This is a genomic window from Nitrincola tapanii (genome assembly GCF_008368715.1).
Lineage (GTDB): Bacteria > Pseudomonadota > Gammaproteobacteria > Pseudomonadales > Balneatricaceae > Nitrincola > Nitrincola tapanii.
The window spans coordinates 1-24,709 of record NZ_SMRS01000003.1 but is presented as its reverse complement, the minus strand read 5'-3'; the positions used below and the strand labels follow the sequence as shown (position 1 = coordinate 24,709).

Genomic DNA, 24,709 nt, shown 5'->3' with positions numbered 1-24,709 from the left:
TTATGAGTGCTGTCCTCACCGCCATTTTGGTTTTGCTGATTCTGGCTTCAGTCTTTGGATTGATTCTCGGATTTGCGGCCATTCGCTTTCGTGTCGAAGGCGACCCGATCGTTGAACAAATTGACGCCCTGCTGCCACAGACGCAATGTGGTCAATGCGGCTATCCCGGCTGCCGCCCTTATGCCGAAGCAATTTCGAATGGCGACGCCATCAACAAATGCCCACCAGGCGGCCAAAGCACCATTGAAGCTTTAGCGGATCTCTTGGATCGTGAAGTGGTTCCGCTCGATGCTGAGCATGGTGAAGAGAAACCGAAAACCGTGGCCTATATTCGCGAAGATGAGTGCATTGGTTGCACCAAATGCATTCAGGCATGTCCTGTCGACGCTATTCTGGGGGCGGCCAAGCAGATGCACACAGTGATCGTGAGCGAATGCACAGGCTGTGATCTCTGTGTTGAGCCCTGCCCAGTCGATTGTATTGATATGATTCCGCTGCCGCTGACTCCAGGCAATTGGAAATGGCCAGCACCTGTTTCAGATCCCAACTTGATTTTGACTGACCGTGGCCGTGGGCACCTTCTGCAAAGGGGCGATGCATGAGCAAGATTTTTAGTTTCCATGGTGGTATCCATCCGCCGGAAAACAAGCGTCAATCCTTAGGAGCGGCCATCGCTCCCGGGCCTCTTCCTAAACGCTTGATCCTGCCATTGCAACAGCATCTGGGCCAGGCTGCTTTACCCTGCGTCAGCGAGGGGGATCAAGTGTTAAAAGGCCAGCTAATTGCCCAACCCAATGGCCGTGTCAGTGCGGCGTTACACGCGCCCAGTTCTGGACGGATTGTGTACATCGGCCCGCAACCCGTTCCCCATGCCTCGGGATTGGAATCGGATTGTATTGTTATTGAAACTGACGGCTTAGATCAGTGGATTGAGCATCAACCCCTAGAGGATTTCCGCGCGCTGAAGAAAACCCAGTTGTTGGATCATATTCGCGCGATGGGAATTGCGGGAATGGGCGGTGCGGGTTTCCCTACGGATGTCAAGCTGCATCTGGCGGATGATCATATCGTTAATACTCTGATCATCAATGGAGCGGAGTGTGAGCCCTATATTACGGCAGATGATGCCATTATGCGTGAATACGCGGATGAGATTTTATCGGGCATAGACGTCATGGCGCATCTGCTGCGCCCCAGTCATATTTTGATCGGTACCGAAGACAACAAACCTCAAGCCATCAAAGCCCTGCGTGAAGCCTTAAAGCACTCACCGCTGCGTAACATTGATCTGGTCGTGGTGCCAACTAAATACCCCTCTGGGGGTGAGAAACAGTTGATTCAGCTGCTCACGGGGATTGAAGTCCCCAGTGGCACCCTACCGGCTGATGTCGGAATCGTCTGTCAAAATGTCGGCACCGCACGCGCCCTTCATAAAGCGGTGCACCTAGGCGAACCCTTGATTAGCCGTGTCGTGACCCTCACTGGGGAAGCCCTGGAACATCGCCATAATGTTGAAGCTCGGATCGGTACCCCTTTTGCTGATCTATTAGCGATGGCTGGCGTGAAACCCGATCAACTCTTTCGTCTGGTGATGGGCGGGCCGATGATGGGGATCTCCGTGGAAGACTTCCAGATTCCGGTGATCAAAACCACCAACTGTATTATTGCCGCTACAGAAGAAGAGATGCCCCCTTCCCCTCCCGCGCAGCCCTGCATTCGTTGTGGCATGTGTGAGCAGGTTTGCCCGGCCACTTTGCTGCCGCAACAGCTCTATTGGTTTGCCAAAGGGCGGGAGTTTGATAAAGCCAAACACCATAATCTTTTTGACTGCATAGAATGTGGTGCATGTGCCTATGTCTGCCCTAGCCATATACCTTTGGTGCAGCACTATCGTTTTGCGAAATCTGAAATTCGTAACGAAGAAGCAGAACAGAAAAAAGCCGCTCACGCGCGTGAACGCTTTGAAGCACGTCAAGCCCGCTTAGAACGCGAAGCCGCTGAAAAAGAGCAGAAACGTCGTGAACGTGCCGAAGCTGCCGCACGTGATCAAGCGGCCCGTAAGGCAGCGGAAGAAAACGCCTCGCGCCAAGCAGATCCTGAGCAAGAAGCCGCCGCACACTTAAAGCAGTTAAAAACGGCCGCGTCAGTGGCCCGCACCAAATTGAAAAAAGCCAAAGATGCCCTTAAAAATGCACAAGAAAAGGGTCTAGAGGGTGTCGATAAACTGGAGGCCACCGTGGCGCAATTAGAAATAAAAGCCGGTGAGGCTCAGCAAGCCTATATCGATGCCGGTGGAGAGGCGTAAAACATGGCCATGATTCATCTCAGCTCCCCCCATGTTGCCAAGGCCAACTCGACGGCTCGCGTCATGCAGCTGGTTTTCCTCGCCACGCTCCCGGCTTTACTGGCACAGACCCTGTTTTTTGGCTGGGGCAGCTTAATTCAAGTGCTGCTCGCTTGTAGCCTTGGTTTAGTGTTTGAAGCTCTGAGCCTGTGGTTACGTAAGCGGCCCATTATCTTTTTCTTGAAAGATGGCAGCGCTCTAGTCACGGGGATTCTACTGGGCTTAGCCCTACCCCCTATGGCGCCCTGGTGGGTTATCACCGTGGGGATGTTTAGTGCAATCGTGATCGCCAAACATCTATATGGCGGTCTAGGCAATAATCCTTTTAATCCCGCCATGATCGCATACGCGCTCCTGCTGATCTCCTTCCCTCTAGAAATGACACGCTGGAACAGTCCTTTTGTGCTTTTAGGCGAGGGTTGGGCGGTCCCTGATTTTGCTCAAACCCTAAGCTTTATCTTCTTCAGCCTAGAGCCCGCACTGTTAGATGCCTATACCGGTGCAACGCCACTTGAAGCCTTACGCAACCGTGGCGCCCTCACGACGGAAGAAGTGTGGCGACAGTCCGCCGTCCTCAGCGAAGGTGTCTTTGCTTGGTACGGTGTCAGTGCCGCTTGGTTAATGGGCGGTATTTTTTTAATTTACCGAAAAATCATCACCTGGCACGTACCCTTTGCGCTCTTAATCACACTTTTTGTTTTATCCGGTCTGTTTTACGCGGGTGACCCCTCTTCCTTTGCCGATCCTTTTTTACACTTGGGCGTGGGGGCCACTATGATGGGCGCTTTCTTTATCGCCACCGATCCCGTCTCCTGCGCAACCAGTAACCGCGGCAAACTCATCTTTGGTATCGGCCTAGGCGTATTAATCTATGTCATTCGTACCTGGGGCAACTACCCCGATGCAGTCGCTTTTGCCGTGTTGCTGATGAATTTAGCCGCGCCTTTCATCGATCAATATACGCAACCACGCAGTTACGGTCACACGCGTGCTCGCAAAGGTTTAAAAGGAGATTAAGATGTCTGACCTTCTCCTCAATATCCGCCGCAGCACTTTAGGCATCGCCTTATTTGCCGCCGTCACTTCGGGTTTAATTGCCGTCACACAGGTGTTGACCAAAACACGTATTGCCAGCAATCAAGAAGCTCATCAGGCACGCGCACTCTATGAGATTCTGCCGGCAAGCTTAGATGAGCGTTTACATCAGCAGATTGCGAGCCTACCCGCCCCTGAACTCGGTTTAACCGAAATTCATTTTTATCAGGCGATTCAGGATCAAGAAGTGCAAGCAGTGATCTTCCCGATCGTGGCAGCAGACGGTTACAGTGGTGATATCCATCTACTCGTTGGCATTTGGCGAGATGGCCGTGTAGCCGGCGTGCGAGTGTTAGCACACAAAGAAACACCTGGCTTAGGCGATAAAATCGAGTTAGCTAAATCCGATTGGATCTTAAGTTTTAATGACAAGCGCCTAGAAAACGGTCGCGAAGAGGCGTGGAATGTTCGCAAAGAAGGCGGTGTTTTTGATGCCTTCACTGGGGCGACCATCACTCCACGCGCGGTCGTGCGCAGTGTCGCGCGCACCCTGGATTTTTATCAGCGCCATCAAGCCGAAATTCTACAACCTGTCCGTGTCGAAACCACGGAAGCCGAGGTGACTCCATGAGCGTCGATTATCGTGCCCTAAGCTATGAAGGACTGTGGAAAAATAACCCCGCCCTGGTTCAGCTTTTAGGTCTATGCCCCTTACTCGCGGTGACCGGCTCCGTCGTCAATGCCCTGGGCTTGGGCTTGGCAACCCTGGTGGTGTTAGTCGGATCAAATCTTACTGTATCCCTCTTCCGACATCAGGTTCCTGAAGCGGTTCGACTGCCCATTTTTGTCATGATTATCGCCGCTTTTGTGACCGCGATTGAGCTGCTGATGCAGGCGCTGACCTATGAACTTTATCTGATTCTGGGCATCTTTATTCCTTTGATCGTGACTAATTGCGCCATCATGGGACGTGCCGATGCCTTTGCATCCAAAAATCCCGTCTCCGCTGCCGTCACCGATGGTTTTATGATGGGACTGGGCTTTGCCATAGTATTAGTCCTACTGGGTGGTTTGCGTGAAGCGCTTGGAGCCGGTACGCTATTCAGTAATATGCATCTGTTACTGGGTGCCTGGGCACAGGATTGGGAAATCGTCCTGGTTGAAGGCTATCGCGGTTTTCTATTTGCGGCCTTACCTCCGGGTGCCTTTGTTGGCCTTGGCTTGCTGATCGCCTTAAAAAATCTAATCGACCGTCGTTTACACGCACGCAAACAGCCTGATAGCAGTGCTCAGAGCGCCAGTTCCAAACGTGTGCGCGTCACCGGTTAATTGAGTATAGGAGTGAGTTTTGTTCTCTTTGTTGCTTAGATCACTTTGTGGTTTTGTCATCCTTGTCTTAGCACTGAGTGCCTGGGCAAGTCCCAGCGACCCCGAGCCCGAGGACGCCTCACTGCAACAAAGTTACTCCAGTCTTGCCGATCTCCTCGAAAACGAAGAAACCCGCCAACGCCTCATCGGCGAACTGCGTGGAATGGCCAGCCCTAGTCTCGAGGCGGACACGATGCCGCCCAGCACACAAATCTCTTTAGCCCGACAGATTGCCGACCAGACACAAACGATTGCGGAAGAACTGGTCACGCAAATTATGAGTGGCATCGAGGCGGTAGGCAGCTTGTTTAATGCTGAATCCGAACTGCTATGGAGCAGTATCGGCACGGTCTTCCTGCATCTGGCCTATGTCGTTGTCGCGACTTTGGTTGCGTTTTACCTGCTGCGCAGATTAATTACGCCACTCTTTCGCACCCTCAGCCTCTGGGCCGAAAATACCCAAAGCCCTGCCGCCCTGCTGATACGCTTAGCCGCTGTTGTCTTAGCCGCTTTAGTCGACTTAGTTGTGATTGGTCTGGCTTGGGTGGTCGGCTACGGAGTGGCTTTGTTGCTGGTCGGTGAACTGGGTGAAATGGAAGCCACACAATCTCTGTTTCTGAACGCTTTCCTTTTGATCGAAGTCTTTAAAGCGATCATTCGAACCCTCTTCTCCTCGCGCTTTGAGGGCTTGCGCCTTCTTCCTATGTGCGCGGAAACTGCGGCCTACTGGAACGCTTGGTTAGCACGTCTCAGCGGCTTTATTGGTTACGGCATGTTACTAGTCGTGCCCTTAATTAACTTCCATCTCTCGACTGCGCTCGGGCGCTTCGCAAGCCTATTCATCATGCTGGTCGCATTTGCCTATGCGCTCACCATTATCTTGCAAAACAAGCTACGCGTCTCGGAACAGATACGCTCACAAGCTCAGGATGAAGATAACTTCGCGTTTACTCGTGTGATGACCACCATGCTCGCCCGTAGTTGGCATTTTATTGCGATTGCGTATTTTGCCGGCTTAGTTATTGTCACCGTGATTCGACCTGAAGATGCACTGCCCATCATGTTACAGGCCAGCCTACAAACCCTGGCCGCATTTGCCGGCGGTTTGTTCGTCTCAGCACTGCTGACTCAAATTATTTCACGCAGAATTCATATTCCAGAAGAAACGCGCCTGCGCTTTCCGGCACTGGAAGATCGCCTGAACGCGTTTATCCCAACCTCTTTAAAGATCATTCGACTCTTTATTATGCTAACGGTCTTGGCCATCATCCTTGATGCCTGGAGTTTATTTAACCTGAAGAACTGGCTGAGTTCAGAGAGCGGTGCGGGTTTACTCGGCACACTTCTGTCCGTTGCGATGATTTTATTAGTTGCCAAGCTCCTGTGGATTGCTTTTGCAAGCTGGGTGGAGCACCGTTTAAATCCCAATACCGGCCTGGGTGAGCCCAGTGCACGCGAAAAAACGCTGCTGACCTTGTTACGCAATGCCGTCCTCATCAGCTTGAGTGTGATTACAGTGATGATCACCTTGGCTGAGATAGGAATTAATATCGGCCCATTGATTGCCGGTGCCGGGGTCGTCGGTTTAGCCATTGGCTTTGGTGCCCAGACGCTAGTCAAAGATGTCATCACAGGGGTTTTTATCCAACTGGAAAATGCCATTCATACCGGTGATGTCGTGACTGCCGACGGGATCACCGGTACGGCTGAGCACTTAACGGTACGTTCTTTAGGCTTACGCGATCGATTCGGCACCTATCATCTGATTCCTTTCTCGTCGATTACGCGTGTCTCTAACTACATGCGCGGTTTTGGGTATCACGTCGGGGATTATGGCGTGGCCTATCGTGAGGACACCGATCAGGTGATCGTACATCTGCGTGCAGCGTTTGATGAGCTGATGACGGATGAAGAGCAAAGTGCCAATATCCTCGGCGAACTGGAAGTCCAGGGTGTCACAGAACTGGCCGACAGCGCGGTGAATGTGCGTGTGCGCATCAAAACGCTGCCAGGATCACAATGGTCAGTCGGACGAGCATACAACCGCTTAGTGAAACGTCATCTAGATGCCGCTGGCATCGAAATCCCATTCCCGCATATGACACTCTATTTTGGTCAGGATAAAGATGGCAGCGCTCCGCCTGCACCCATCAATATCGTGAGTTTACCGGAGCGTCGTCGCGCGAATGGCTCGGTAATGGATGCTGAGCGCGCTAAAACCAATGCTCAAGTCGGTCAAGACTTCAGCGAGCCGGACTAAACCGGTTCGCTGCAGGCGTTGCATCGCTGTAACAAATTGATTAACCTGCCCTGAATAATAATTTTAATTAGGCGCTCTAGTCTGTGGCTCCACCCATTCCCGTTATTGTATGCGACGATTCCAGCCTGGCTCGTAAACAGATGCTGAAAGCCATTTCGCGCTGGGATCTTGAGATCACCCAAGCCAGCAACGGCCTAGAAGCCTTAGATGCGATTAAAGCAGGGCGTGGTCATCTGGTTTTTCTGGATCTTAACATGCCGATTATGGACGGTTACGCCGTGCTCGAGCATGTCCGCCGCCACGACCTGCCCTGCATGATTATTGTTGTCTCAGGAGATGTTCAGGAGGACGCACGCCAACGTGTAATGGCGATGGGCGCCATAGGTTTTGTAGCCAAGCCTTTTACTCCAGAATCCATCTATTCCGCCTTAGCCGCTTATGGACTTTTATCTGAGCTACAGCCACGGCAAAATGAACTGCCTAAAACCGCGAGCTTACCGCAAGATCCGGATCAGCAACTCGCTGATATGGCACGAGAAGTGGCCAACATTGCCATGGGTCGCGCCGGTGCGTTGCTCTCCAAACTCCTCGGGGTTTTTATCCCCCTACCGGTGCCAAAATCAGGTGTCATTCAACTCAGCGAGTTAGAAATGGCTTTGGCTTACGCACAGGGAGAGGACCCTATTAGCAGCATCAGCCAGGGCTTTATTGGACCACGTTTATCGGGTGAGGCGATCTTAATGTTTCGCGATTCTGCCCTGCCTCAACTGGCCAGTCTCTTGGATTACCCCACTCCGCTGAGTGTGGAGCATGAGCGTGAAATGCTGATGGATCTCGCCAATGTCTTAACCGGTGCTTTTATTCTCAATTTTGGTCGGCTTCTGGGTCTCGAATTCAGCCTGGATGCCCCGCATCTGCTCGCACAGCATGGTCAAGCACCGGATCTACAGATGCCGACACAGAGACGTGCGCTGGCGATCGAAATCGATTACCGCTTGAACTCGACACAACTCACTTGTGAATTACTGATTCTCTTCACCGATGACTCTCTTTCTGAACTGCACACTCGATTGGAGCAACTCAACCGATGAACGGCTTGGATGCCAACGCCTGGCAAACTGAACTTTTACAAACACTGGATGTGGGTCTGATCGTCTTAGACCGTGATTTCAAAGTGTGTTTGTGGAACAGTTTTATGGTGAATCACTCAGGCATCGAAGCACAGAGTGTCTTAGGTAAAAGCCTGTTTGAGTGTTTTGAGGATCTGCCTGCTTCTTGGTTAAAACGTAAACTCGATTCGGTGTTTATGCTGGGCAATCGTGCGTTTATCACCTGGCAAGAACGTCCTTGGCTATTTCGTTTTAAAAGCTACCGTCCCTTTACTGGGGGTGCCGAAGCGATGTACCAGAACATCACTCTGATTCCTCTAAATCAGGGTGAAATGGGTGCGGAACATCTAGGCATTATGATCTATGACATGACCGATGCAGCTTTGAATCATAAAGCCCTAGAGGGTGCAAACGACTCCCTGCAGGCTTTGAGCCGCACAGATCGACTCACCGAGCTTTACAATCGCGGTTATTGGGAAGAATGTCTTGCCCAAGAGTTCCAGCGCTTTCTCAGGACACGGCAGACAAGCACACTGGTCATGCTGGATATCGATCACTTTAAAGCCATCAACGATAACTACGGTCATCAAGCCGGTGATGAAGTCATTCGACAGGTCGCCGCACGTATTCAACTGTTGACACGTACCACCGATCTCTGTGGGCGTTACGGCGGCGAAGAGTTTGGTATTCTTCTCGTCAATACCGAAGCTGATCAAGCCATGCAATTTGCAGAGCGGCTGAGACTGCGCATCGAGTCGGAAACCGTACAGATTGGCTCACAGTTACTGTCTATTACCGTGAGCCTAGGTGTTGCACCCTGCCACGACGCTCAAGTGAACCACTCACAATGGATCGAAGTGGCGGATCAGGCGCTTTATCGCTCTAAACAAACTGGCCGTAATCGTGTTACGTTGGCCGATCTGGATCCCTATGAACAAAAGCAAACGTCAGGAAATCTTTACTCGTCTGCGTGAGCAGAACCCCCATCCCGAAACCGAGCTGGAATACACCTCGACCTTTGAGTTATTGATTGCGGTGATTCTTTCCGCACAAGCCACCGATGTCGGCGTGAATAAAGCCACACGCAAACTCTTCCCCGTCGCCAATACACCTGAAACGATTTTAGCTTTAGGTCTTGACGGCTTGAAATCCTATATCCGCACCATCGGCCTATTTAATAGCAAGGCCGAGAATATTCTCAAAACCTGTCAGATATTGATTGAAGAACATGGCAGCCAAGTCCCCGATCAGCGTGAGGCCTTGGAAAAACTCCCTGGCGTAGGGCGCAAAACCGCCAATGTGGTTCTCAACACCGCTTTTCGCCAGCCGGCCATGGCGGTCGACACCCATATTTTCCGAGTGGCGAATCGTACCGGCATCGCGCCGGGTAAGACTGTGCTGGAAGTCGAAAAGCGCTTACTGCGTTTAGTGCCCAAAGAGTTCCTACTGGATGCACACCACTGGTTGATCCTCCATGGCCGTTACGTATGTGTCGCACGTAAACCGAAATGTGGTGCCTGCTTGATCGAAGATCTCTGCGAATATCGCCCGAAAAGCGAATAAAACTACTCACAGTATCTGTGGATAACTCTGTGAGTTGTATTGGGATGGATCGCTCCAGCCAAGGGATTTCGCGGCCTGCAGCGAATTGGTAGAAAAACAACCAGAATCGAAAAAGATCAATAAAATCAAAAAGTTAAATTAGTCAACATAGAGAAAGCTGTTTTTTATGCAGAAAATCTCTTGACAGAAAGCCGCAAAAACCAAGCTGTGCAAAAGTTGCGCAGACTCAGTTCAAAAATGGTGCAAACCTAAGCCCTAAGCATCAGGCAATTCAATTTCAATATGAGATTTTGGGCGACAACAACAGGTTAGGATCTCATCTTCAGCCACATCAACCAAAGCATCCTGCACCATTTCGACCTCACCCTCGAGTAAGCGCACCTTACAACAGCCGCAATACCCGCCACGGCAATTATAGGGTGCAGGAATCTGCTGAACTTCTAGAGCATCCAGCAAGGAAAACTCATATTGATAATAAAAGGTGTGAAAATTATTGACCTTGATACGTGGAATTCCGGACATACGCGTTGCTTACCTCAGCCGTCACAAATCAAAGCCATCAAAATCTTCGGTTTCTACATCATTATCAATCTGACCCACTAAATAGGAGCTAATCTCAGACTCTTGTGGGGCCACTTGAACATTGTCACTGATCAACCAGGCATTCATCCAAGGCAAGGGATTCTGTCGGGCAGGAAAAATTTCTTCTAGATTCAAAGCTTTCATGCGAATATTCGTGATGTACTCAACATAATCACTGAGAATGCGTGCATTCAAACCGATCATAGAACCCTGGCTGAAGAGGTAGCCGGCCCAGTCTTTTTCCTGTTGCGCCGCTTCGCGGAAGATGTCATATACCTGCTCTCGACACTCCATCGCAATCTGCTTGAAGTCGGCATCATCACGACCTGAGGCCATAATGTTGAGCATGTGCTGAGTTCCGGTTAAATGCAGCGCCTCGTCACGTGCGATCAAGCGAATAATTTTGGCATTCCCTTCCATAATCGCCCGTTCTGCGAAGGCAAAAGAGCAAGCAAAACTGACATAAAAACGGATCGCTTCAAGCACATTGACCGACACGAGCGTGAGATATAGCTTTTTCTTTAGATTATAGAGGGTGGCATCGAGCTCACGCCCATCGACCATTTTTTTACCTGGACCATAAAGACTGTAAACCGTCACCAACTCTATGAACTCGTCATATAAGCGCGTGACGGATTCAGCACGCTTAACGATTTCTGGGTTGGTGACAATTTGATCAAAAACCACCGAAGGTTCTGTGATGATATTCCGAATAATATGGGTGTAAGAGCGACTATGAATCGTCTCACTGAAGGCCCAGGTCTCAAACCAAGTTTCCAGCTCTGGCAAGGACACAACCGGCAAAAAAGCGATATTGGGTGAGCGCCCTTGAACTGAGTCGAGCAGAGTCTGATATTTGAGATTACTCAGAAAGATATGCTTTTCATGTTCGGGCATATCCTGGAAATCTTTGCGATCCTTCGTCAGATCCACCTCTTCTGGACGCCAGAAAAACGACAGCTGTTTTTCGATGAGCTTTTCGAAAATCGGGTACTTTTGGCGATCATAACGGGCAACGTTGACACTGCGACCAAAAAACATCGGCTCACGCGTGGCATCATGATCACTGGTACTAAAGGTGGAGTAAGACATATCTTCCTATTCTCTTAAAACTCGGTCACGCTCTGGCCTGCTGCTTTACAGCTTGCAGGCCCCTCCCTCACAACCCCCATCATCGTGCTGGTCTTTCGCACCGTCTCGAGTGTTGTGGTAATAGAGCGTTTTTAAGCCATATTTGTAAGCCGTCAGCAGATCTTTTAACAGCTGCTTCATCGGCACCTTGTCGCCAGGGAAACGACTGGGGTCATAGTTGGTGTTGGCAGAGATAGCTTGATCGACAAACTTCTGCATGATGCCAACCAATTGCAGATAACCTTCGTTATTTGGGATATCCCAAAGCAATTCGTATTGATCCCGCAGTTGCAAAAACTCAGGCACCACCTGTTTCATCACCCCATCTTTGCTCGACTTCACTGATACGAAGCCACGCGGCGGTTCGATTCCATTGGTGGAGTTGGTAATTTGTGAAGAAGTTTCACAAGGCATCAAAGCCGTTAGGGTGGAGTTACGCAAACCAAATTCACGGATATCTTCGCGCAAAGTTTCCCAGAAATAATGCAACGGTTCTTCGCAATAGCTGTCTACATCGCGCTTGTAAGTATCGATCGGCAACAACCCTTTGGCATAGGTGGTTTCATGGAACTTAGGACAGGCACCCAGCTCTTTGGCCAGCTGATTCGATGCCTTGAGTAGGTAGTACTGCACGGCTTCAAAGGTACGATGGACTAACGCATTCGCACTGCCATCTGAGTAACGCACGCCATTTTTGGCCAGATAGTAGGCAAAGTTGGTCACTCCAACACCCAGGGTACGGCGATTCATGGTGGCATTGCGTGCCGCAGGAATCGGATAGTCTTGATAATCCAGCAAGCTATCGAGCGCACGCACGATCAGATCGGATAGATTTTCCAGTTCATCGAGAGACTCTAACGCCCCCAGGTTAAACGCAGACAGCGTACAAAGTGCGATCTCACCCTCTGGATCATTCACATCTTTCAACGGCTTGGTCGGCAGCGCGATTTCCAAACAAAGATTCGACTGCCGCACCGGCGCCACCTTAGGATCAAAGGGGCTGTGTGTATTACAATGATCGACATTCTGAATATAGATACGCCCTGTAGAGGCGCGCTCAGCCGCTAACAAACCAAAAATTTCGACCGCTTTGATCGTCTGCTTACGAATGCTGGGATCCTGCTCATATTGCAGATAGAGGCGTTCGAACTCATCCTGATCTGCAAAGAAAGCTTCATACAGACCCGGCACTTCATGCGGACTGAAGAGTGTAATCATCTCACCCTTGATCAAACGCTGGTACATCAGCTTATTGATCTGAACACCATAATCTATATGGCGTACACGGTTCTCTTCAACCCCACGATTGTTCTTTAAGACCAGCAAAGACTCCACTTCAAGATGCCAAAGTGGATAGAAAAGCGTGGCCGCCCCGCCGCGCACTCCACCCTGAGAGCAGGATTTTACGGCGGTCTGGAAATGCTTGTAAAAAGGGATACAACCGGTATGGAAGGCTTCGCCATTGCGAATCGGACTGCCCAGAGCACGAATACGACCGGCGTTAATCCCAATGCCCGCACGCTGCGAGACATATTTCACGATCGCAGACGCCGTCGCATTGATGGAATCCAGGCTGTCATCCGTCTCGATCAAGACACAGGAGCTAAATTGACGGGTCGGTGTCCGCACCCCTGCCATGATCGGCGTCGGCAGTGAAAGCTTAAACAGAGAAACAGCATCATAGAAGCGTTTGACGTAATCCAGCCGCGTCTCACGCGGATAACTGGCAAACAAACAGGCTGATACCAACATATAGAGCAGCTGTGGGCTTTCGTAAATTTCACCGGTGACGCGGTTTTGCACCAGATACTTACCTTCCAGCTGCTTAACGGCAGCATAACTGAAGTTCATATCACGGTTATGATCTATGTAAGCTTCCAGCGCATTAAATTCCGCTTCGGAGTAATCCTCTAGCAGATGGGCATCATAACGCTGCTCCGCAACCATACGTTGAACGTGGGCGTAGAGTGCGGGTGCATCAAAACTTCCAAAGGCACGTTTACGCAGGTGAAAGATGGCCAAGCGCGCAGCGAGGTATTGATAGTCTGGAGCTTCTTCCGAAATCAGATCCGCTGCAGACTTAATCAACGTCTCGTGGATATCCGCCGTTTTAATCCCGTTGTAGAATTGGATGTGCGCACTCAGTTCAACCTGAGAAACGGAGACATTCTCCAGACCTTCCGCCGCCCAGATAATCACACGATGGATCTTCTCCAGATCAATCGGTTCCTGACGTCCGTCACGTTTGGTTACCATCAGATTTTGCTGCATAAGACTGCTCTTCCATTTCTTGGTTGATGCGCTGAAAATCGCCGGCGGGGCTAAGACATCTGGTTATTTTTTATTCTAAGAAACACAATATCTTGTGTACATTTCCAGAGTAGGCACTAAATATAGTGATTTCGACGCTCATTTCAACTCTTGACCCCATCCTCACTCAGTGCTAATCAAGGGTATTTTCGCCCCTCAAATTCGCTCAGACTCAACCCTGATGCGGCCTCCCTGCTCATCCCCTTCTACCTATATGACTTAAGTATTAGTGTGATTTTTTTTCATCCCCCTAAAATCCCGTCTAAAGTATAAGGATATAGATCAGAGCCTGTGCCTCGGATCTCACATGGGATGTTCACCTTCATGCCTCTGCGCGCCCCCAAACTCAACTTCCGCCGTAAGGTCGGCCTGATCTACATCAGCCTGCTGTTTGCTTCTTTGTTAATGGCCGCTATCGGACTCCATTCACTACATGAAAACCTACTGGATGATCGACGCTCACGCGTCAGTCAATTGGTAGAAACAGCTTGGTCATTCACCGCGCATTACCATCAACTCGCTGAACAGGGGCAGCTTTCCGAATCTGAGGCACAGGCACAAGCGCTTGCCGCCTTGCGCAGTCTACGTTATGGCCAAGAGGAATATTTTTGGATCAGTGATCTAGACGCCAGCCTCGTCATGCATCCGATACAATCTCATCTGGAAGGGCTGAGTCAGGTCGATTTTCGCGACAGCCATGGTGCGCCCTTGTTTTTGACCTTTGTCGAGATTGCCCAGAGCAAAGGGGCGGGGTTTGTGCCTTATCACTGGCCAAGACCCAACTCTACAGAACCTGTCGCCAAACTCTCTTATGTGATGTATTTCCCCGCCTGGGAGTGGATTATTGGCTCTGGCATCTATCTGGATGATGTGGAGGTTATTTTCCGTAAGGATCTGTACAACTACGCCTTAACACTTGGTATTTTCCTACTGCTCACTAGCCTGCTGTTAATGCGTTTATTGCGTGTAGATGCACGTGCCTTTAACACCGATCGTTTGATGGCAGCGGCCCTTGGAGCCTGTGCTGAAGCCATTATGATTACGGATCGCCATGGTTTAATCACCTGGGTCAACCAGGCTTTTGAACACTTAACGGGTTACAAATTTTCCGAGATCAAAGGATTACGCCCTGCTGATACCCTGCGCTCTGGCCAACAAAATGAGGCCTTTTACCAGCAGATGTGGGCTCGTTTAGCTAAGGGAGAAACCTGGAGTGGGGAGCTGATTAATCGCCGCAAAAACGGCCAACTCTACTATGAGCGTATGAGCATCACCCCGGTGAAAGATGCGCGTGGCCAGATCAATAGTTATATTGCCGTGAAAACCGATATCTCTGAACGCAAACGTCAACAACAATACTTAGAAGCCTTGGCTTCACGCGACAGTTTAACCGGGCTGTTAAATCGGCGGGTATTTCTGGAACAGTTGGGTCTTTATCTTGAACATCCGGACACACCTGCGGGTGTACTGATGATGCTGGATCTGGATCATTTTAAACAGATCAATGATCAGCATGGACATCTGTGTGGCGATCAAATTCTCAAAGGATTTTCAAATCGCTTAAAGGCCAACCTCCGTGATCGTGATCTCTGCGGCCGTATCGGCGGTGAGGAGTTCGTGTTTCTGGCTCCAGGGGTTAGCCCTGAGCAAGGCTTACAAATTGCTGAACGCATCTGTCATCAGGTCTTTGGCGAAGCGTTTATCTACGAAGATGTGCGTTTAAAAGTCAGTGTCAGCATCGGCTTAGCGGCGATTTATCCCCCTGAAACCGACCCTCTCGCCCTGTTAGAGAGAGCCGATCAAGCGCTTTATCAAGCCAAAAAACATGGCCGAAATTGCGCCAAGCTAGTGCAAATTTAATCAAAACACTCCCTAAATCGGTGCGCAAGGAGTAATATACGCGCCAATTTTGTGCAATTTGTGTTTTGAGGACCTCTAATCATGCCCTATGTTCACGACACCATGCTTCGTCTGCAAAAAAGCAGCCCCGCGCAGACCGAGTTTTATCAGGCCGCGGAAGAAGTATTGGAGTCGATACGCCCTCTTCTGGATAAAGACAAGCATTACCGTGAGCATGGCATTGTAGAACGCCTGGTTGAACCTGAGCGTCAGATCATGTTTCGTGTGGTTTGGCAGGATGATCAAGGCCGCGTGCAAGTCAACAAGGGTTACCGCATACAGTTCAACTCCGCTCTGGGCCCCTATAAAGGCGGCTTGCGCTTTCACCCCAGCGTCAATGCCGGCATTATCAAATTTCTCGGCTTTGAGCAGATTTTCAAAAACTCTTTGACCGGTCTGGCCATCGGCGGCGGCAAAGGAGGCTCTGACTTTAATCCGAAAGGCCGCTCTGATGCCGAAATCATGCGCTTCTGCCAAGCCTTCATGAGCGAACTTTACCGCCACATAGGTGACACCATCGACGTACCTGCCGGTGACATAGGTGTGGGTGCGCGTGAAATCGGTTATCTCTATGGACAGTATAAGCGTCTGACCGGTAGCTACGAAGGCGTACTGACCGGCAAAGGCCTGAAGTGGGGCGGCTCCCTCGCACGTAAAGAAGCCACAGGTTACGGTGCCGTCTATTTCGCTCAGAATATGTTGGAAGAACGCGGTGACAGCCTGAATGGTAAAGTCTGCCTCGTTTCCGGTGCCGGCAACGTTGCGATCTACACCATTGAAAAACTCTACGAACTGGGCGCTCTGCCTGTGACCTGCTCGGACTCTCAAGGTACGCTCTATCATGCCAAGGGGATCGACCTGGCTCTACTCAAAGAGCTGAAAGAGGTGCGTCGCAGTTCACTGGAAGTCTATTTGGAAGCCCACCCAGATGCCGTTTACACCCCAGTCAGCGCTTATCCAGCCGACGGCCATGCCGTTTGGCGCTATTCGGCACAAGCCGCTTTCCCAAGCGCGACGCAGAATGAACTGACCGACGCAGATGCCAAAGTTCTGCTGGAGAACGGCGTTTACTGCATCAGCGAAGGCGCTAACATGCCTTCCACCGCTCAGGCAGTGGATCGCTTCATTGATGCACGCATCTGTTACGGCCCAGGTAAAGCCGCGAATGCCGGAGGTGTCGCGACCAGCCAGCTGGAAATGGCACAAAATGCCAGCATGACGCAGTGGACTTTTGAAGAAGTCGATCATCGCCTGAAGGACATCATGGCGGGCATCTTCCAACGCAGCATCAGCACAGCACGCGAATTTGATCAGCCGGATAACCTAGTACTGGGTGCCAACATCGCCGGTTTCCGCAAAGTCGCGGATGCAATGATTGAACAAGGACTGGTGTAAAGCATTCTGTCTTTTGCAAAAAACTGTTAAGGTTTTAGCCGTCTGATAAAGACGGCTTTTTTTTGTGTGTACTACACCCAACACATGCCGTCCTATGCTAAGAATAAGGAAAATAAACGCATGAAACCGCAGGAGTTTGGATCGGCACGAGCCGAACCGATACCCTCCCTGAACAGCCGCGAAGAGCCTGTCGCGCCGATTCAAGTGGAGGCCGATGCTCGCCGCGTGCAGGAACTACTGCTTGAGCGCGAGCAGCTTTACGCCCGTCTACACAGCCAACAAGCAGAAATGGCACACATGAGCCGCCTCCTCTGCTTAGGCGAAATGGCGACCGAACTGGCGCATGAGATCAATCAACCTCTGGCGACCATTCTGAATTACGGCAACGGCATTCTTCGTCAAATGGACCAACAGCCTGAACTCAGGCTAGACAGCGCCCGCGAAGCGATACAACGCATTACACGCCAAGCACATCGAGGGGCGGAAATTATTCGACGTATTCGTCAGTTTGCACAACGCAGCGAACTTCCCCACGGCTTATTTGCCCTGAATGACTGCTGCCAAGAAGCTGTGCATTTTTTGCAGGAAGAGATGCCAGACAGCGAATTTCGCATTCAACTGGATCTGTCGCCAACCAATCCTTTAGTGCTCGCAGATCGACTGCAAGTGGAGCAGGTGTTATTGAATTTGATTCGTAATGCCGTGGAGGCCTATCACGAAACCGCTCAGTCACCTGCAGACATACGCCTACAAACGCGCTTGGATGCCACGCGCCAAGAAGTGGAAGTGCGCGTCGAAGATCGTGCCGGTGGGATCGAAGCGGGGCTTCTGGCTCGCCTCTTTCAACCCTTTACCAGCTGCAAATCCCAAGGCTTGGGGATGGGCTTGTTTATCTCACGCACCCTGATCGAGAGCCAAGGTGGACGCCTTTGGGTGGAAACCGACGGCCAAAACTACAGCCATTTTATCTTTCGCCTGCCTTTACAAAGTGACCCACGATGAACGCCACAACCCAGACCATTTTTCTTGTCGATGACGATAAAGACTTCCGTGAATCCATGCAGTGGCTGCTCAACTCAGCCGGTTATTCAGTCCGAGCCTTCTCGTCTGCTGTGGAGTTTCTCGACGTCTATGAAGGGGATGAGGGTTGCCTTCTACTCGATGTACGCATGCCGGAAATGAACGGGCTCGATCTACAGCAACGCCTACAGGAACGGGGATTACCTCTACCCATTCTACTGATGAGTGGCCATGCCGACATCGCGACCGCAGTGGAAGCGATGAAAGCCGGAGCGATCGACTTCATTGAAAAACCCTTTGATGATTCCACTCTGATGGCACGCATCGATCAAGCCCTGGCCTTGGCCGTTCAACGCTTTGCTCATTTTCATGCGCAACAAACTCTGCAACAGCGCTATACCAGCCTGAGTGTGCGTGAGAAAGAGGTGATGGAGCAGGTTGTCGCCGGACTGGCCAATCGTGAAATTGCCGATCAACTGGGTATCAGCCCCAAAACTGTTGAGGTGCATCGAGCGCGTGTGATGAGCAAAATGCGTGCAGACAGCTTACCGCAATTGGTGAATATGGCGGCACAGCTCTAATGGATTCAACAGGTTGCGACCATGGTCGCAACCCTATACGTTTTTTAGATTAGCCAAAAGCGTCATCAAAGCGTAAAATACGTCGCCTAAAATAACTATAAACAACAACTATAGATGGACGTATGCAAAAGATACTCGTAAGCGCCTGCCTGATGGGAAGCAAGGTACGCTATGACGGGCGTGATAACGCTCTCCACCACCCTACCCTTGAACGCTGGCAACAAGAGGGTCGTTTAGTTCCGGTATGCCCGGAAGTCTTAGGCGGCCTCGGTGTGCCGCGTGCACCGGCTGAAACGCTAAGTCGTTTCCCGATTCTGATCGCCACCCAATCGGGTGAAGATGTCACCCCTGAGTTTTTAAAAGGTGCCGAAACGACTCTTGCTATTGCGCAGACACATCAAGTCTGCTGTGCTTTGATGAAAGCGCGCAGCCCTTCGTGTGGCAATCGGGAAATTTACAATGGCCAATTTAATGGCACCTTGATGCCCGCACCTGGCGTAGCGGCCGATGAGCTGATTCGTCATGGCATCCCTGTTTTTAATGAAGAGCAGATGGATACCCTGATCGCCTTTGTGGAAGCACAAATAGAAGCGTCTGAATCAAAAACGCTTCCATCCAGCGGATCCCGAACACGCCAAGCCGCTTAAAATCCCCTGTTTAGTTCCGGTTTAACACGCGAACCTTGTTCCAACCTCAGCCGCCCCCTAAAATGGGGGCACTCTTGGGCGCCCTTCGCCTATCCTTATTCTATTTCCAACGATGGATGTTGCTACTCTATGCGTGCCAGTCAATATTTGATCTCCACTCTGAAAGAAACCCCAGCCGATGCGGAAGTGATCAGCCATCAGTTGATGCTACGCGCCGGCATGATCCGCAAACTGGCCTCTGGCTTATACACTTGGCTGCCAATGGGGCTACGCACCCTGCGTAAGGCTGAGCGTATTATTCGAGAAGAGATGGATGCCGCCGGTGCACAAGAAGTGTTGATGCCAGCCATTCAACCGGCAGAACTCTGGCAGGAGTCGGGTCGTTGGGAAAAATATGGCCCGGAACTCTTGCGTTTACAGGATCGTCATCAGCGCGATTTCTGTGTCGGGCCAACGCATGAAGAGGTCATCACCGATCTTATTCGCCGTGAAATCAAAAGCTATAAACAGCTGCCTGCCAATTTCTATCAGATCCAAACCAAATTCCGGGATGAGATCCGTCCCCGTTTTGGTGTGATGCGCTCTCGTGAATTCATCATGAAAGATGCTTACTCTTTCCACATAGATCGTGATTCTTTGCAAGCCACCTACGATGCCATGTATCAAGCCTATAGTAATATCTTTACACGCATGGGTCTGAACTTCCGTCCAGTGCTGGCAGACAACGGCTCGATCGGGGGTAATTCTTCACACGAATTCCATGTACTTGCCGATTCGGGTGAGGATGATATCGCCTTTTCGGATACCGGCTCTTACGCCGCCAATATTGAGAAGGCAGAAGCCCTCGCGCCTGACTATCCACGCCCCGCCGCCACTGAAACCCTGCGCTTAGTCGACACGCCGAATGCCAAGACGATTGCTGAATTGGTCGAACAGTTTAATCTGGCGATTGAAAAAACGGTGAAAACGCTCATCGTTGCCGCTCATGAAGACAGTGACGCAGACTTCATCGCCCTCTTGGTCAGAGGCGATCATGAACTGAATGAAATCAAAGCGGAAAAGCTTTCCCAGGTTGCGGCTCCGCTGCGTTTTGCGACGGAAGAAGAGATCCGCGCCCTCATCGGTGCCGGCCCGGGCTCACTTGGCCCGATCGGTCTCTCCATTCCTTGCATCATTGATCGTAGCGTCGAGAAAATGGCTGATTTCTCTGCCGGTGCAAACCAAGACGGCCAACACTATTTTGGTATCAACTGGGATCGCGATCTGCCTACACCTGAAGTCGCGGACCTTCGTAATGTCGTAGCAGGCGACCCTAGCCCATGTGGAACGGGCGTCCTGGAAATTAAACGCGGAATTGAAGTGGGGCATGTGTTCCAGCTCGGCAATAGCTACTCCAGCGCCATGAACGCCAGTGTGCTGGATGAAAATGGCAAAGCCAGCATTATGGAAATGGGATGCTACGGTATCGGCGTGACGCGTGTGGTGGCCTCTGCCATAGAGCAGAATCATGATGACAAGGGAATCATCTGGTCGGAAGCCCTCGCACCCTTTAGCGTCGCCCTAGTCCCTCTCAACTATGACAAGTCTGAAGAGGTACGCGAGAAGGCCGATGAGATCTATCACGCTTTGCAGAAGGCTGGAATTGATGTCCTCTTGGATGATCGCAAAGAGCGTCCTGGTGTGAAATTTGCGGATATGGAGCTTATCGGCATCCCCCATCGAGTCGTGATCTCTGATCGTGGTCTGGCAAATGCGACTCTGGAATACAAAGGCCGCCGTGATTCCGAATCCAGTGATCTGGCCGTGGATCAGGTGATTACATTCTTACGCGAGAAAATCTACCCAGCTTAAACACTGGATCGATTGACAACATCTTAGCAAAAAGGCCTCTCAGGAGGCCTTTTTAGTGAGTGCAGATTCAGAGCACGTCTTACAACGAAACACCTAAGTGCTCTAGGCTTTCATAGGTTAACGCACCGGCTGCTAAACCCTGTGCCCGCTGGTACTGCAGTAGGGCTGAAAGAGTACGCGGGCCAAGCTTACCATCGATACGACCTGGGTCCATACCACGCTCTTTTAAAGCTTGCTGCAATCCCACCACCAGATCTTCATTGAGATCCTGACGACACAGTGCTTGACGCGAAACGATCCGAGCCTCACCTTCAAAACGTGTGGTATGGATCTGATCCGTTTCAGCAGGAATCATGCTCTGCAGAACACGTTCAGCCGCTAGAAGACGCTCCACCTCAACATCGGTCAACTCCGGTGCCTCTTGGACAGGAATCGCCCGTGCAGGTGTTTCCACCACCCAGCGTTTAATCTCTTTATATTCAGCCGGCTCAACTTCAATACGTGTCGTTTCTGGCTGCACGAGAACCTGCCGCACGAGCGTTTGAGTTTTGGCAGGAAGTTCACGTGCACACAGAGCCTGCACAGCCGCCTCGGTTGAAAAAGTCACACCCGCCGCTTTACAGGGTTCTAGAACGGTACGCGATGCTTCAACCACCACGACATCTTGGCGCTCTTCAAAGACAGCAGGCACGACAACAGAACGACGCACTTCCGGACGGATCTCAACTCGCTCAGTCACTTCTTTGAAGGTCGGGGGCTCAATGCGATAGGTCACGGTGCCCTCTTTGGTCACCACCTGAGTCAGACCCGTCCCCCATTGCGCTGGGGTAATCTCTAACTTATTCACCGAATCCTTGATAATCACTTCATAGGTTTGCGGGATAGGCTTGGGATGCACAACTGCCTGTACCCAACACTGTCCCGGTGCGATAGCCACATCTTGACTCACCGCACTCCAGGCGGGGGTGGCTATCATGTTCTCTGCATCTAATGGCTGGGAAGAAAGGGTGGCATCAGAAGTGCCTCTTCCACGCTCAAATATCCCTAGAGATAAACCCGATTGCAGCAATGCTGGAGAGATCTCATCAGAACCTTCTTGATAAGAAATCGAGTTTTCAGTATCAGATCGTGAAGGATCATTTGATATAGATGTAGGCAGGTGAACACAGCCTGAGGCCATGACCGCAATCAAAGCCGACAGCAAGTAAGAAGTTTTCATTAGCTATTCCCAACGCAGAGATCATTCCATATGTGCGCGAGTATAGCCTAAAACTTAGGTGATTTGACTAGTTACAAATAAACACCTCTCTTACTTACTTTAGGTGTAAGTAAGAGAGGTGTAATGGCTTAAACAACTTATTGGTCTATTTCAAGTTTTCCACTATCAAGTAAATAGCTAATGATCTGCTCCTGAGCATCTGCTCCAGATACGCCTGAATCAATAGCCATTTGGGCTAGATCAATTCCTTCTAAGAAAATTTCTTGAGTCACACCTGAAACACCTCCGGTATGATTGACACTGATCAGTGTACCCTCTGCTGTGACAGTGAAGCTCAAATAGTCGCTCAAAGTGGCTACAGTTTCATCTTGCAAAAGATCGGATAAATCCAGCTTATTGTTTCCGAGACCAAAGTCTTTCACTACGTCATATGCAGGTGATCCAGCTTCCCCCTGATCCCCTAAGTTCCAGACAAAGACATCATCGCCCTCTCCTCCCCAGAGGGTATCGTTCCCAGCACCACCGACTAAAATATCATCACCCTCTCCACCCATCAGGGTGTTATCTCCTGAGCCACCACCAATCGCATCATTATTCAAACTTCCTTCAACTAAGGTAGGTGAGGTATCAAAAGTCAGCACAACCTGGCCACTGACAGTATCACCATCACTATCTTCAGCAGTAAAGGCCAAATCTAAACTTGGCGTACGATCAACATCCAGTGTAAAGAAGTTTAGACCATCAATTTTCCAATTACCGGACACACCAATAATTTCGACAGAGTCAATAAACGTTCCTGCTTTGGCCTGAATGAAGAAATCATTCGAGGAGTTTGTTGTCTGGATAACTTGCTCTCCAGAGTGCGTTCCGTCCGTATAGTGCACAATATATTTACCGTTACCAGACTTATATTGTTGATTCAAACTTAAGAACAATGCAGAGAACTGTTTATTATCATTAACATCGATATAAACCCTATCACCAGACTGAATAACGTTAGCTCCGACCGCCAAACCATTAGAGCTCATATTCACGTTTGCAGCATTACCTCCACTTGTTGCACGGAAGGTCGCCAAAACGTTGGGATCTTCAGCAGAAATGCCTGTTGCAGCTACTAGATTATTTCCTTCATACAATACGTAGCCTGCTTTAGGCCCATCACCATACGTCAGAATTTCGCCATCTGCTTGAAACAACTTGCTACTATCTAAAGGACGTACCAGATTGACTGTATAAGTTCCATCCATTTGGCCTGTGATAGTAAATACAGTTTGATTCGTTGTTGCTGTTTTACCCGTGATCTCATTGCCGGACACGGTAATGACAACAGTTTCACCTAATGATGTTAAGGTAACTCCTGTCTCCACGCCCGAACCAGTGATGATTTTTGCGATAACAGTGCCATCCCAGGTTATAGATGAAGTTGTTGTTGCACCTGAAGAAGATCCAACATCAGCACCCATATTAACGAGTGTGCCGATCAATATTCCGCCAGATTCATTAGCAAGGAAACCGTTACGGATATCTAGAACCGGCTCGTCATCTACTATTTTTATACGGAGATTAGCGCTACTACTATCGCCATCCGTATCCGTAACCGTAACACTGAAGCTGTCTAAATAACTCGTATTTGTTGCACCTAACTGACTATCGTTATCAACTTTTTCATCGAGTTTGTAAACATAGGATACAACACCACCACTTTCACTACCCGTATATCCATTCAGCGTCAGCGTACCATAGGATGTTGTGATCACTACATTCGAATCAGTCAAGTTTTCCAACTGATCATAAGTCAAAAGGGTATCACCAATACTGAGCTCAGAGATTCCATCCAAGGCTGTTATTGTAAAACTTCCTTGTTCAGATAGAGCTGAATTATTAGGGCTGGTCCCTGTTTTCAAACTACTCTCATATAAAAGATGGTCACCATTTTCAGCACCTATTCCTGTAATGATCACTCCGTAATCAATTCCGACCTGCGTTGTTCCTTTTGTTTTAAGGTCCTCATACTCATCGCCACCAGAAACAATACTCTCTATGCTGTTAGTGATATTAGGTTCGCCTAGAATATCTCCTTCAGTATAAACTCGGGTATAGGATCCAGAAGTTTGACCCTGATAAATCGTTATCGACTCACCATTCGCGAGGCCAAAGACCAAATCATCCATTGGAGCAATTAAGCCAGGCCCACCTGAAAGCGTTATAGTGTAAGTAATACTGCCGCCCATCTCAGATATCTCTGAAGTACTTGCAGTGAGGGTTGCGGTCACGGTATCCAGGGTGTCGCTGATCTGCACCGTCGCCGGTCCACCCAGAACCAGGTCCTCGAACTCGGCACCCTCGACGCTCGCAGCGGTCAGACCCACAGTCACTTCGCTTGGGTCTACATAGA

Annotated in this window: 20 protein-coding genes; 15 read left to right on the top strand and 5 right to left on the bottom strand. The window is 50.2% G+C overall.

From position 1 onward, the window contains the following. The first annotated feature begins 2 nt into the window (after positions 1-2). The 9 genes from rsxB to nth all read left to right on the top strand — a co-directional run bounded on the left by rsxB (position 3) and on the right by nth (position 9,679). On the top strand, positions 3-602 hold the full coding sequence (gene rsxB, locus E1H14_RS04500; RefSeq protein WP_149390272.1) for an electron transport complex subunit RsxB: 600 nt from the start codon (positions 3-5) through the stop codon (positions 600-602). After that, complete coding sequence (gene rsxC / locus E1H14_RS04495) at positions 599-2,305, top strand: electron transport complex subunit RsxC (protein ID WP_149390271.1); 1,707 nt, start codon at positions 599-601, stop codon at positions 2,303-2,305. Before rsxB ends, rsxC begins: the two co-directional genes overlap by 4 nt. Before the next feature lie 3 nt (positions 2,306-2,308). Further along, a complete protein-coding gene (gene rsxD / locus E1H14_RS04490; protein WP_149390270.1) occupies positions 2,309-3,361 on the top strand; it encodes an electron transport complex subunit RsxD in 1,053 nt (350 codons plus the stop codon). 1 nt (position 3,362) lies between these two features. Then, positions 3,363-4,010: an electron transport complex subunit RsxG gene (gene rsxG / locus E1H14_RS04485; RefSeq protein WP_149390269.1), complete on the top strand. Its 648-nt coding sequence runs from the start codon at positions 3,363-3,365 to the stop codon at positions 4,008-4,010. After that, positions 4,007-4,708, top strand: coding sequence for an electron transport complex subunit E (locus E1H14_RS04480; protein ID WP_149390268.1), 702 nt, complete (start codon positions 4,007-4,009; stop codon positions 4,706-4,708). Before rsxG ends, E1H14_RS04480 begins: the two co-directional genes overlap by 4 nt. 19 nt (positions 4,709-4,727) lie before the next feature. Continuing rightward, on the top strand, positions 4,728-7,007 hold the full coding sequence (locus E1H14_RS04475) for a mechanosensitive ion channel domain-containing protein (RefSeq protein WP_149390267.1): 2,280 nt from the start codon (positions 4,728-4,730) through the stop codon (positions 7,005-7,007). Positions 7,008-7,090: 83 nt separating this feature from the next. Next, positions 7,091-8,098 (top strand): response regulator, encoded by a 1,008-nt coding sequence (locus tag E1H14_RS04470; RefSeq protein WP_268814354.1) that lies wholly within the window; start codon positions 7,091-7,093, stop codon positions 8,096-8,098. Continuing rightward, a complete protein-coding gene (locus E1H14_RS04465) occupies positions 8,095-9,090 on the top strand; it encodes a GGDEF domain-containing protein (RefSeq protein WP_149390265.1) in 996 nt (331 codons plus the stop codon). The genes E1H14_RS04470 and E1H14_RS04465 overlap by 4 nt, the downstream gene beginning before the upstream one ends. After that, positions 9,047-9,679: an endonuclease III gene (gene nth, locus E1H14_RS04460; RefSeq protein WP_149390264.1), complete on the top strand. Its 633-nt coding sequence runs from the start codon at positions 9,047-9,049 to the stop codon at positions 9,677-9,679. The genes E1H14_RS04465 and nth overlap by 44 nt, the downstream gene beginning before the upstream one ends. Positions 9,680-9,934: 255 nt before the next feature. On the opposite strand, the gene yfaE is transcribed toward nth, so the two are convergent. From yfaE to nrdA, 3 genes are read right to left on the bottom strand one after another with little or no spacing between them, the layout of a single operon-like run. Beyond that, positions 9,935-10,201, bottom strand: coding sequence for a class I ribonucleotide reductase maintenance protein YfaE (gene yfaE / locus E1H14_RS04455; protein WP_149390263.1), 267 nt, complete (start codon positions 10,199-10,201; stop codon positions 9,935-9,937). 21 nt (positions 10,202-10,222) lie between these two features. Further along, entirely contained in the window at positions 10,223-11,353 is a 1,131-nt protein-coding gene (gene nrdB / locus E1H14_RS04450; protein ID WP_149390262.1) for a class Ia ribonucleoside-diphosphate reductase subunit beta, read from the bottom strand. Positions 11,354-11,398: 45 nt separating this feature from the next. After that, positions 11,399-13,663: a class 1a ribonucleoside-diphosphate reductase subunit alpha gene (gene nrdA / locus E1H14_RS04445; protein WP_149390261.1), complete on the bottom strand. Its 2,265-nt coding sequence runs from the start codon at positions 13,661-13,663 to the stop codon at positions 11,399-11,401. Positions 13,664-14,026: 363 nt separating this feature from the next. On the opposite strand from nrdA, the gene E1H14_RS04440 reads away from it, so the two are divergent. The 6 genes from E1H14_RS04440 (at position 14,027) to E1H14_RS04415 (ending at position 21,095) form a co-directional block, all read left to right on the top strand. Continuing rightward, positions 14,027-15,562: a diguanylate cyclase gene (locus E1H14_RS04440; protein ID WP_160142022.1), complete on the top strand. Its 1,536-nt coding sequence runs from the start codon at positions 14,027-14,029 to the stop codon at positions 15,560-15,562. An 81-nt stretch (positions 15,563-15,643) separates the two neighbouring features. Then, positions 15,644-16,996 carry an NADP-specific glutamate dehydrogenase gene (gene gdhA / locus E1H14_RS04435; protein ID WP_149390259.1) on the top strand — a complete coding sequence of 451 codons (1,353 nt, stop codon included), beginning with the start codon at positions 15,644-15,646 and terminating at the stop codon, positions 16,994-16,996. Positions 16,997-17,116: 120 nt separating this feature from the next. Continuing rightward, positions 17,117-17,998 carry a sensor histidine kinase gene (locus E1H14_RS04430; protein ID WP_160142021.1) on the top strand — a complete coding sequence of 294 codons (882 nt, stop codon included), beginning with the start codon at positions 17,117-17,119 and terminating at the stop codon, positions 17,996-17,998. Next, complete coding sequence (locus tag E1H14_RS04425; RefSeq protein ID WP_149390257.1) at positions 17,995-18,597, top strand: response regulator transcription factor; 603 nt, start codon at positions 17,995-17,997, stop codon at positions 18,595-18,597. The genes E1H14_RS04430 and E1H14_RS04425 overlap by 4 nt, the downstream gene beginning before the upstream one ends. 122 nt (positions 18,598-18,719) lie before the next feature. Continuing rightward, positions 18,720-19,244 (top strand): DUF523 domain-containing protein, encoded by a 525-nt coding sequence (locus E1H14_RS04420; RefSeq protein ID WP_149390256.1) that lies wholly within the window; start codon positions 18,720-18,722, stop codon positions 19,242-19,244. A 129-nt stretch (positions 19,245-19,373) separates the two neighbouring features. Next, positions 19,374-21,095, top strand: a complete 1,722-nt coding sequence (locus E1H14_RS04415) for a proline--tRNA ligase (RefSeq protein WP_149390255.1) — start codon at positions 19,374-19,376, stop codon at positions 21,093-21,095. Between the two features lie 79 nt (positions 21,096-21,174). Here the strand turns inward: E1H14_RS04415 and E1H14_RS04410 are convergent, their stop codons facing one another. Further along, positions 21,175-22,314: a peptidoglycan-binding domain-containing protein gene (locus E1H14_RS04410; RefSeq protein ID WP_149390254.1), complete on the bottom strand. Its 1,140-nt coding sequence runs from the start codon at positions 22,312-22,314 to the stop codon at positions 21,175-21,177. A 137-nt stretch (positions 22,315-22,451) separates the two neighbouring features. Continuing rightward, positions 22,452-24,709: type I secretion C-terminal target domain-containing protein (locus E1H14_RS13345; RefSeq protein WP_160142020.1), on the bottom strand; the 2,258-nt coding region annotated here is incomplete at its 5' end.

What these genes read in the sequence shown, in the direction of transcription:
- rsxB (WP_149390272.1), top strand. Translation starts at nt 3, where the DNA reads ATGAGTGCTGTCCTCACCGCCATTTTGGTTTTGCTGATTCTGGCTTCA.
- rsxC (WP_149390271.1), top strand. Translation starts at nt 599, where the DNA reads ATGAGCAAGATTTTTAGTTTCCATGGTGGTATCCATCCGCCGGAAAAC.
- rsxD (WP_149390270.1), top strand. Translation starts at nt 2,309, where the DNA reads ATGGCCATGATTCATCTCAGCTCCCCCCATGTTGCCAAGGCCAACTCG.
- rsxG (WP_149390269.1), top strand. Translation starts at nt 3,363, where the DNA reads ATGTCTGACCTTCTCCTCAATATCCGCCGCAGCACTTTAGGCATCGCC.
- E1H14_RS04480 (WP_149390268.1), top strand. Translation starts at nt 4,007, where the DNA reads ATGAGCGTCGATTATCGTGCCCTAAGCTATGAAGGACTGTGGAAAAAT.
- E1H14_RS04465 (WP_149390265.1), top strand. Translation starts at nt 8,095, where the DNA reads ATGAACGGCTTGGATGCCAACGCCTGGCAAACTGAACTTTTACAAACA.
- nth (WP_149390264.1), top strand. Translation starts at nt 9,047, where the DNA reads ATGAACAAAAGCAAACGTCAGGAAATCTTTACTCGTCTGCGTGAGCAG.
- yfaE (WP_149390263.1), bottom strand. Translation starts at nt 10,201, where the DNA reads ATGTCCGGAATTCCACGTATCAAGGTCAATAATTTTCACACCTTTTAT.
- nrdB (WP_149390262.1), bottom strand. Translation starts at nt 11,353, where the DNA reads ATGTCTTACTCCACCTTTAGTACCAGTGATCATGATGCCACGCGTGAG.
- nrdA (WP_149390261.1), bottom strand. Translation starts at nt 13,663, where the DNA reads ATGCAGCAAAATCTGATGGTAACCAAACGTGACGGACGTCAGGAACCG.
- E1H14_RS04440 (WP_160142022.1), top strand. Translation starts at nt 14,027, where the DNA reads ATGCCTCTGCGCGCCCCCAAACTCAACTTCCGCCGTAAGGTCGGCCTG.
- gdhA (WP_149390259.1), top strand. Translation starts at nt 15,644, where the DNA reads ATGCCCTATGTTCACGACACCATGCTTCGTCTGCAAAAAAGCAGCCCC.
- E1H14_RS04430 (WP_160142021.1), top strand. Translation starts at nt 17,117, where the DNA reads ATGAAACCGCAGGAGTTTGGATCGGCACGAGCCGAACCGATACCCTCC.
- E1H14_RS04425 (WP_149390257.1), top strand. Translation starts at nt 17,995, where the DNA reads ATGAACGCCACAACCCAGACCATTTTTCTTGTCGATGACGATAAAGAC.
- E1H14_RS04420 (WP_149390256.1), top strand. Translation starts at nt 18,720, where the DNA reads ATGCAAAAGATACTCGTAAGCGCCTGCCTGATGGGAAGCAAGGTACGC.
- E1H14_RS04415 (WP_149390255.1), top strand. Translation starts at nt 19,374, where the DNA reads ATGCGTGCCAGTCAATATTTGATCTCCACTCTGAAAGAAACCCCAGCC.
- E1H14_RS04410 (WP_149390254.1), bottom strand. Translation starts at nt 22,314, where the DNA reads ATGAAAACTTCTTACTTGCTGTCGGCTTTGATTGCGGTCATGGCCTCA.